This is a genomic window from Ramlibacter sp. (genome assembly GCF_050250995.1).
Classification (GTDB): Bacteria; Pseudomonadota; Gammaproteobacteria; order Burkholderiales; family Burkholderiaceae_C; genus Ramlibacter.
In genome coordinates, this window is sequence record NZ_JBFWNP010000014.1 from 90,285 (window position 1) to 99,087 (window position 8,803).

The following is an 8,803-nucleotide window of genomic DNA, read 5'->3' on the forward strand; positions in this document are numbered from 1 at the left end:
GCAAAACGCAAGCAAAGGAAGACAGAGATGAATCGACGCGAATGCATCGCCGCCGTGGTCGGCATGGCCACGGCCGCCGCCTGGGCCCAGGAATTTCCCGCACGGGAGCTCCGCATCGTGGTGCCCCTCGCGCCCGGCGGCGGCACCGACACGATCACCCGCCAGATCACGGAGAAGCTCGCCCGCCAGCTGGGCAAGCCCGTCATCGTCGAGAACAAGGGCGGCGCGGGCACGACCATCGGCATGGCCGCCGCCGCGGCTGCGGCGCCCGACGGCCACACCGTCGTCGTCAATGGCGACACGGTCGCGATCTTCGAGCAGATCTTCGCCAACCTGAAGTTCGACGTCTTCAAGGACTTCGCGCCCGTCGCCTACTTCGCCTCCGCCCCCATCGTGCTCGCGGCGCATCCCGGCTTCGCGCCGAAGAACGTCGCCGAACTCGTCGCGCTCGCGAAGAAGGAACCCGGCAAGGTGCCCTATGCCACGCCCGGGGTCGGCACGCCGCACGACCTCGCCGGCCTGCTGATGATGCAGAAGGGCGGCATCCGCTTGAACGAGATCCAGTACAAGGGCAACGGCCCCGCGCTGGCGGACCTGCTCGCGGGCCACGTCTCCATCGGCATGTTCACGATCTCCAGCGTGCTGCCGCACATCCGCAGCGGCAAGCTGAAGGCGCTCGCGGTGGTGGGCGACAAGCGCACGCCCGTGGCGCCCGAGTTTCCTTCCATGGGCGAGTCGGGGCTGGCCGGCGTGGACGTGAGTTCGCGCTATGTGATTCTCGCGCCCGCCGCGACGCCGAAGCCGGTGCTCGCGCGCTGGAACAGCGCCATCCGCGAGATCACGAAGCAGCCCGACACGGCCGAGAGTTTCCTGAAGCTCGGCTACGAAACCATGGTCTGCACGCTGGAGGAATCCGCCGCGCTGCTGCGCGCGGAGCGCGACCGCTGGAAGCCGGTGCTGCTGGCCGCCAACGTGAAGCCGCAATAGGCGCGCGGCGCCAGGAGACGACTCGATGATCACCATGAACATCAACGGCGCCGACCGGAAGGTCGCCGCGTCCGGCGACACGCCGCTGCTCTGGGTGCTGCGCGACGAGCTCGGGCTGACCGGCACCAAGTTCGGTTGCGGCGCGGGCCTGTGCGGCGCCTGCACGGTTCACCTGAACGGCCAGCCCGTGCGCTCGTGCAGCGTTCCGGTGTCGGCCGTCGGGCGGAGCAAGGTCCGCACGATCGAAGGCCTGTCGAAGGATCGCTCGCATCCCGTGCAGGTCGCGTGGATCCAGGAGCAGGTGCCGCAATGCGGCTACTGCCAGTCGGGAATGATCATGGCGACGGTGGCGCTGCTGGAGCGCAACCCGAAACCGAGCGACGCCGACATCGAGCAGGCCGTGGCGAACATCTGCCGCTGCGGCACCTATCAGCGCGTGAAGCGCGCGATCCACCGCGTGAGCGGGACGTGAGGGAGCACGCCATGCACAACGCACCGGTGCTCCAGCGCCGCGCCTTCCTGACGGCCTGCATCGCCGCGGGCGGCGGCCTCATGATCTCGGTCCCCGCCGACGCGGTTGCGCAGGGCGCGCCCGCGCAGGCGCAGGCGCAGGGCGTTCGCATGGGCGCCTTCCTCACCGTCCACCCGGACAGCCGCGTCACCATCACCGTGCCGGTGGTGGAAATGGGGCAGGGCGCGCAGTCGTCCCTCGCGGCCATCATCGCCGACGAGCTCGGCGCCGACTGGACGCGCGTGCGGGTCGAGCCGCCACCCGCGGCCGTCGCTTATCAACGTCCCGACGTCACGAAATATCAGCTGACGTCCGGCAGCTGGAGCGTGCGTCTCTGGTATGCGCCGATGCGCAACGCGGGCGCGGCCGCGCGCGAAATGCTCGTCGCCGCGGCGGCGAGCGCGTGGGGCGTCGACCCCGCCGCGTGCGAGGCCGAGCGCGGGCGCATCGTGCATGGGGCGAGCGGGCGTTCCGTCGGCTTCGGCGAAGTGGCCGCGTCCGCCGCGCGCCTGGCCGTGCCTGCGCAGCCGAAGCTCAAGTCGCGCGAGCGGCTGCAACTCATCGGACGCCGCGTGCCGCGCACCGACATTCCCGAGAAGGTCGACGGCAGCGGCGTGTACGGCGTCGACGTCAAGGTGCCGGGCATGCTGTACGCCGCGATGCGCGCGGCGCCGGTGTACGGCGCCGAGGTGGAGAGCGTGCGTGCCGCCGCGATCAAGCGCCGCCCCGGCATCGTCGACGTGGTGACGGTCCCCGGCGCGGTGGTGGTCGTCGCCGACAGCTGGTGGAAGGCGAAGAAGGCCGTCGATGCGCTGGACGTGAAGTTCCGCGCGACGGCCTTCGACCAGGTGGACACCGGGCAACTCTTGCGCGAGGAACGCGAGAAGCTCGCGCAACCGGCGGGCGCGAAGTTCCGCGCGGTGGGCGACTATGCGGCGTCCTCGTCGGCGGCGAGCCGCACGGTCACCGCGGACTACGCCGTGCCTTTCATCCACCACGCGCCCATGGAGCCGATGAACTGCACGGCGCGCGTCACCGCCGATGCGTGCGAGCTGTGGGTGCCGACGCAGTGCCAGACGACGGCGCTCGAAGCGGCGACACGGCTTACCGGACTGCCGGAGGCGAAGGTCACGATCAACAGCACGCTGCTCGGCGGCGGCTTCGGCCGGCGCATCCACACCGACTTCATCGAGCCCGCGATCCTCGCGGCGCGTGCGGTCAAGCGGCCGGTGAAGCTGATCTATTCGCGCGAGGAGGACATGCAGCACGGCTTCCATCGCCCGGCGATGATGGCGCGCATGACGTCGACGCTCGATGCGCAGTCGCGCGTCGACGGTTTCCGCATGCGCATCGTCGGGCCGTCGGTCCACGAGAAGTTCTGGCCGGCGTTCTTCAAGGACGGCCTGGACTACGCGGCGGTGATGGCCATCACGACGAAGAACGCGGCGTCGGGCCTGCACTACACGATCCCGCACCAGAACATCGACTACGTGTACCAGCCGACGCACGTGCCCATCGGCTACTGGCGCGCGGTGGGCGCCTCGCACAACGGCTTCTTCATCGAGGGCTTCGTCGACGAGGTGGCGCAGGCCGTCGGCCAGGACCCGGCGCAGTTGCGTCGCCAGCTGCTGCGCGACAGCCCTCGCGGGCTCGCGGTGCTCGACAAGGCCATCCAGGCTTCGAGCTGGGGCTCGCCGCTGCCGCCGGGCCATGGGCGCGGCATCGCATTCTGCGAGAACGTCGACAGCATCGTGGCGCAGGTCGCCGAGGTGTCGGTGAGCGGCGACAAGCTGCGGGTCCATCGCGTGGTGGCCGTGATCGACTGCGGCCTGGTCATCAACCCCGACACCATCGAGGCGCAGATGGAAGGCGGCATCGTCAATGCGCTGAGCGCCGTGGCGGCCGAGCAGATCACGATCAAGGACGGCCGCGCGCAGCAGAGCAACTTCCACGACTACCCCGTGCTGCGCATGGCGGGCTCGCCGAAGGTCGAGGTCCACATCATCGAAGGCGGCGGCGCGATCGGCGGCGTCGGCGAGGCGATGGTGCCGACGCTGGCGCCGGCGGTCACCAACGCGATCTTCGCGGCGAGCGGCAAGCGGATCCGCTCGCTGCCGTTGTCGGCGCACGGGCTCACGCTGGTGTGACGATGGCCGGGCTTTCGTCCGTCCCGGGCCCGGATTCGGCGATGCCGCATGCGTCCCCCGCCGCGTCCGACCTTCGCAGGCTCACGCGTCGCCTGCTCGCGATCGACGCGGGCGAACTGCCTGCTCCGGTGGTGGATCGCGTGCGCTTGTGCCTGCTCGACATGGTCGCGTGCAGCCTCGAAGCGGCCGACCTGCCGTGGAGCCGGCAGGCGCATGCGGTCGCGGCCGCGCAGGGTGCGCATGGCGTTGCGGGCGTCATCGGCTCCGACCTGCGCACGTCCGCCGCCGAAGCCGCCTTCGTCAACGGCGTGCAGGCGCATGGGCTGGTGCGGGAGGACATGCATCCGCCCAGCACCTCGCACATCGGCGTGGTGGTGCTGCCCGCCGCGCTGGCGATGGCCGAGGCCGAAGACGCGGACGGGGCGGCCTTCGTCGCCGCCGTGGTCGCGGGCTATGAAGCGATGGGACGGCTCGGCCGCGTGGTGGTCGACCGGCAGTCGGCGCGCGTCTTTCGGCCCACGGCCTGGATCGGGCCGTTCGGCGCGGCGATGGCCGCGTCGCGCCTGTTGCGGCTGGACGAGTCCCAGGCGATCCACGCGGCCGCGTTCGCCTGCAACCAGGCCGCGGGACTGAATCAGTGGGCGTACGCAATGTCGACGGAGGTGTTCTTCCACGCCGGCTTCGCCGCGCGCGGCGGCATCACGGCCGCGCTGCTGGCGAGCCAGGGCGCGGTCGGCGCGGAGTCGACGCTCGAGGGCCCCGCCGGTCTCGTCGCGGCGCTCGGCGGAAGAGAGCGCCTGCCGCTGTTCGCGCAGGATGCCGCAGCGCCCTTGGAAATCGAGCACGTCTATTTCAAGCCCGCGCCGGTGTGCCACTTCGCGCAGACGCCGTGCCAGGTGGCGGCGCGAATCGCCGAGACCGCGCCGCTGTCGCCCGAGGCGGTGGAGCGCGTCGAGGTGCGCGTCTCGGCCGCGGCCGCGGGCTACCCCGGATGCGACAACCGCAGCCGCATCGATGCGCTGCTCGCCGCGAAGTCCAGCATCCAGCATGGGGTGGCGCTCGCGCTCCTGCATGGCATTCCCGACGAAGCGCGCGTGCGCGATTTCGCCGATGCGCGCGTGGCGCGCCTTCGCCAGCGCATCGACGTGCGCGTGGACGACGACCTGACGCGCGCCTCGCCGAAGGCGGAGGGCGCCGCGATCGCGGTGCATCGCCGCGACGGCACGCAGCACTTCGAGAGCGCCGACAGCATCGTGCCGCTCGACGACGCGGGCGTCCTCACGCGCTTTCGCGATACCGCCACGCGCCACCTCGGCGCCGAAGCCGCGGCCGCCATCGAAGACCTGACCGCCGACCTGCGCGCGGTGCGCTCGATCCGCGACCTCACGAGACTGTTTCAGACACCGACAAGGAGACTCCCATGAACTTCAACCGACGCGAGATCCTGGCGAGCGCGTTCGCCGCCGCCGCAGCCGCCGCCGCACCCGTGCGAGCGGCGACCTGGGCGCCGACGCGCCCCATCGACCTCCTCATCAGCTTCCCGGCAGGCGGCACCGCGGACACGCTCGCGCGCTACCTCGCGCAACGCCTGCAGGAGCGCCAGCGCTGGAACGTCATCGTGCAGAACCGCCCGGGCGGCGGAGGTGTGGTGATGCACCGCGCGTTGCAGTCCGCGCGGCCCGACGGCCACACCATCGGCCTGTGCGCGAGCTACGAGCTCACCTACACCTCGCAGGAGCGCGGGGCCGCCCCCTTCGACCTCGACGAGTTCAGCTATGTCGGCGGGCTCGCGCGTTCGCCCCACTGCCTCGTGGCGCGGCCCGACTCGCCGCTGGACAGCGTGGAAGCGCTGCGTGCGCATGCGCGCAAGGCGGGGTCGGTGTCCATCGGCGTCGCCGCGCCGTTCGACTGGCTCGCGCCGCGACTCGGCGCGGACCTCGGCTTCGCCTCCGTCGGCGTGCCCTTCAAGGGCGGGGCGGAAATGATGCAGCAGGTCATGGGCAACCAGCTCGACCTCACGTGGTCCGCCGGCAGCCATGCGCCGCTGGTGAAGGGCGGCAAGCTCAAGGTGGTGATGGCGCTCACGCGCGACCGACTCCCCTCGCACCCGAACATTCCGACGGCGCGCGAGCTGGGCAGCCAGGTCGTGCTGGAGAGCCAGTTTCTCGTGCTCGGCGGCCGCAACCTGCCGACGGAGGCCGCGGCGACGCTGAGCCGGGCGATCCGCGATGTGATGGCCGATCCGGGCATGCAGGCCGACGTCGTGCAGCGCGGCCTCATTCCGACCTTCATGGACGGCGCGCAGCTGCGGCGCAGTCTCGACGCCGACCTCGCGCTCGCGCGCGCCATCGAGGCGCAGCAGCGCCGCTGACGATGCGCGCCACAATGCACCGCGATGGCATCATGAGGAGAACGGCAGGATGAGTTCGAACGACACCGACGTCGACGTGCTGGTCGTGGGCGGCAGCCCCGGCGGCTGCTCGGCCGCGATCTCCGCGGCGCGCTCCGGCCGCAGCGTGCTGCTGATCGAGGCGACGCCGACGCTCGGCGGCATGAACGCCAACGGCACCTTCGGCTTCGACTGCGGCGAGAACGAGTCGCTCAGCGGCATCGCCGAGGAAGTGGGCGAGCGCATCCGCGCGTACTACCGGCGCATCGGCCACGCCGATCCGCTGCATGCGAAGCGCGGCGATCTCGTGTGGGAAAGCCGCGTGGCCGCGCAGGTGTGGCGCGAACTCGCGAGCGAGACGAAGGGGCTGGAGGTGCGCACGCGCGCCGTGGCGGTCGGCGCGAGCACGGAAGGCGGCGCGATCCGCGAAGTGCAGTGGCAGGCGGCCAGCGACGCGATGGGCAACGTGGCGCGCGAAGGTCCGACGCATCGCGTGCGCGCGAAGGTCGTCATCGACGCGACCTACGAGGCCGATGTCGTCGAATGGTCGGGCGCACCCTACCGCCTGGGACGCGAGGCGCGCTCGCCGCAGGAGCCGCACGCGGGCCGGATCTTCTTTTCCAACCACAAGAGCGCGCCGGCCGACGGGTACCTGCCGCACTCCATCCTGCGGGGCAGCACGGGCGAAGGCGACGACCGGATCATGGCCTTCGCGTGCCGGCTGCACTGCCGGCTCTACGACGATACGAGCACGACGGCGGCGCACCGCCTGAAGCAGCCGCCGCCCGGCTACGACGCGAGCGTGTACGAGTGGGCGCCAGTGGGCGCGGATGCGTCCGGCAAGCCGATCTATTTCGACACGCTCTATGTTCTGGTGAACGGCAAGTACCTGCTCAATCGCATGGTGAAGGGCAACAACCTCGTCGGGCCGAACCGCGAATACATCCTCGCGCATCCGCGCGACCGCAAGGACTTGCGCCAGCGGTTCGTCGACCGCGCGCTGGGCTACCTGTGGTTCATCCAGAACGAGGGCGGCATGCCCGAACTCGGGCTCGCGCACGACGAGTTCGCGGACAACGGCAATCTTCCCTACCAGATCTTCGTGCGCGAGGGACGGCGCATCGAAGGCCGGGCGACGCTGACGGAGTCCGACGTCAACCCCTACCTCGCGGGCGACGGCGTGCGTCCGCCGTTCAAGCCCGACGCGGTGGCCATTGCCGACTGGACCTACGAATCGCAGGGTTGCGCCGACGCCGCGCCGCCCGGCCTGCCGTATCCCGACGGCTACATCACCGGACGGTTCAGCCGCGCGGCCTATCAGATTCCGTACGGCTGCCTGCTGCCCCGCGAAGGCGCGGACAACCTGCTGGTCGTCGGCGGCATCGGCGCGACGCACATCGCGTTCGGCGCGACGCGGGTCGAAGCCGCGCGCATCCAGATGGGCATCGCGGCGGGCATCGCCGCGGCGCTCGCCGTGCAGCGCGGCGTGCCGCCTGCACTGGTGCCGGTGGGGGACGTGCAGGCGGAGATCGTGCGACGCAAGGGCAAGCTCGTGTTCCTGCGCGACGTGGCGTCTTCGCATCCGCGGTTCGAGGCCATCCAGTGGGCCGCGATCCGCGGCTGGGTCCCGGACGACGACGACCGCTGCTTCCGGCCCGACGACGCCATGCGCTGGTGCGACCTCGTCGAGGCCGTCGTGCGCGTGCTGCAATTGCCGGCGAGCGTGACGAGCGTTCACTTCGACGGCATGACGCCGCGCGATCCGTGGTTTCGCGCGGCGGAAACGCTCTACGACCTCGGCACGCGGGCGGATGTCGACCTGTTCGGCATCCGCCGCCTCGCCGACGAGGACCCGATGCAGGAGTTCCTGCGGCTGTTCCCGAAGTCGAAGCTGCTGCCCTTCCATGCGCAGCGGCCGGTGACGCCGCAGCAGGGCACGCGCTTCATTCGCGACGCCATCGAGGCATGGACCGGCAAGGACGTCGCGGCCGCGCTCGTGCAGCCGGACCGCTTCACGCGCGCCGACGCCTGCACGGTCTTGCGGCAAGGGTGGATGGCGGCCCATGCGGGCGAGGGCGCATCCGCCGCAACAGGAGGGCATTGAATTGGATCGCGCCATCGAAATCTCGCGCTACGGCGGACCGGAAGAGATGAAACTCGTCGCCGCCTCGGCGGGCGAGCCCGGCCCCGGCGAAATCCGCATCCGCCATCACGCGATCGGCGTCAACTTCACCGACGTCTATCACCGCACCGGCGTCCACCCCGTGAAGTACCCGATGCCGATGCGGCTCGGCATGGAAGGCGCGGGCATCGTCGAAGCGGTCGGCGCGGGCGTCGCGCATCTGCGCACGGGCGACCGAGCGGCCTATGCGTCGCATCCGCCGGGCAGCTACAGCGACGTGCGGGTCATGCCGGCGCAGAACGTATGCCGGCTGCCCGACGGCATCGGCTTCGAGGAGGCGGCGGCGGTGATGCTCAAGGGGCTGACGGTGCAGTGCCTCATGCGCCAGTGCCTGCCGATGCGCGGGCTGCACCCCGGCGATCACGTGCTCTTCCACGCGGCTGCCGGCGGTGTCGGCCTCGTCGCCTGCCAGTGGGCGCGCGCGCTCGGCCTGAACCTGATCGCGACGGCGGGCTCCGCGGAGAAATGCGCGCTGGCGCTCGCGCATGGCGCCGCGCACGCGATCGACTACCGCGAAGAGCGCTTCGTCGAACGCTTGATGGAGATCACGCAGGGGCGCGGCGTGAAGGTGGTATACGACTCCGTGG

The 8,803-nt window shown here is 71.0% G+C and carries 7 protein-coding genes; all 7 read left to right on the forward strand.

The window, feature by feature from the left end:
• The first annotated feature begins 27 nt into the window (after positions 1-27).
• Entirely contained in the window at positions 28-987 is a 960-nt protein-coding gene (locus tag AB7E83_RS12115) for a Bug family tripartite tricarboxylate transporter substrate binding protein (protein ID WP_428569639.1), read from the forward strand.
• Between the two features lie 25 nt (positions 988-1,012).
• A complete protein-coding gene (locus AB7E83_RS12120) occupies positions 1,013-1,459 on the forward strand; it encodes a (2Fe-2S)-binding protein (protein ID WP_428569642.1) in 447 nt (148 codons plus the stop codon).
• 11 nt (positions 1,460-1,470) lie between these two features.
• Positions 1,471-3,645, forward strand: coding sequence for a molybdopterin cofactor-binding domain-containing protein (locus AB7E83_RS12125; RefSeq protein ID WP_428569645.1), 2,175 nt, complete (start codon positions 1,471-1,473; stop codon positions 3,643-3,645).
• A gap of 41 nt (positions 3,646-3,686) precedes the next feature.
• A complete protein-coding gene (locus AB7E83_RS12130) occupies positions 3,687-5,069 on the forward strand; it encodes an MmgE/PrpD family protein (RefSeq protein WP_428569648.1) in 1,383 nt (460 codons plus the stop codon).
• Entirely contained in the window at positions 5,066-6,016 is a 951-nt protein-coding gene (locus AB7E83_RS12135; RefSeq protein WP_428569650.1) for a tripartite tricarboxylate transporter substrate binding protein, read from the forward strand. Before AB7E83_RS12130 ends, AB7E83_RS12135 begins: the two co-directional genes overlap by 4 nt.
• 49 nt (positions 6,017-6,065) lie before the next feature.
• On the forward strand, positions 6,066-8,138 hold the full coding sequence (locus AB7E83_RS12140; protein WP_428569653.1) for an FAD-dependent oxidoreductase: 2,073 nt from the start codon (positions 6,066-6,068) through the stop codon (positions 8,136-8,138).
• 46 nt (positions 8,139-8,184) lie between these two features.
• Positions 8,185-8,803, forward strand: a 619-nt coding sequence (locus AB7E83_RS12145) for a zinc-binding dehydrogenase (protein ID WP_428569658.1), incomplete at its 3' end; no start/stop codon positions are given.

What these genes read in the sequence shown, in the direction of transcription:
- AB7E83_RS12125 (WP_428569645.1), top strand. Translation starts at nt 1,471, where the DNA reads ATGCACAACGCACCGGTGCTCCAGCGCCGCGCCTTCCTGACGGCCTGC.
- AB7E83_RS12115 (WP_428569639.1), top strand. Translation starts at nt 28, where the DNA reads ATGAATCGACGCGAATGCATCGCCGCCGTGGTCGGCATGGCCACGGCC.
- AB7E83_RS12130 (WP_428569648.1), top strand. Translation starts at nt 3,687, where the DNA reads ATGCCGCATGCGTCCCCCGCCGCGTCCGACCTTCGCAGGCTCACGCGT.
- AB7E83_RS12135 (WP_428569650.1), top strand. Translation starts at nt 5,066, where the DNA reads ATGAACTTCAACCGACGCGAGATCCTGGCGAGCGCGTTCGCCGCCGCC.
- AB7E83_RS12140 (WP_428569653.1), top strand. Translation starts at nt 6,066, where the DNA reads ATGAGTTCGAACGACACCGACGTCGACGTGCTGGTCGTGGGCGGCAGC.
- AB7E83_RS12120 (WP_428569642.1), top strand. Translation starts at nt 1,013, where the DNA reads ATGATCACCATGAACATCAACGGCGCCGACCGGAAGGTCGCCGCGTCC.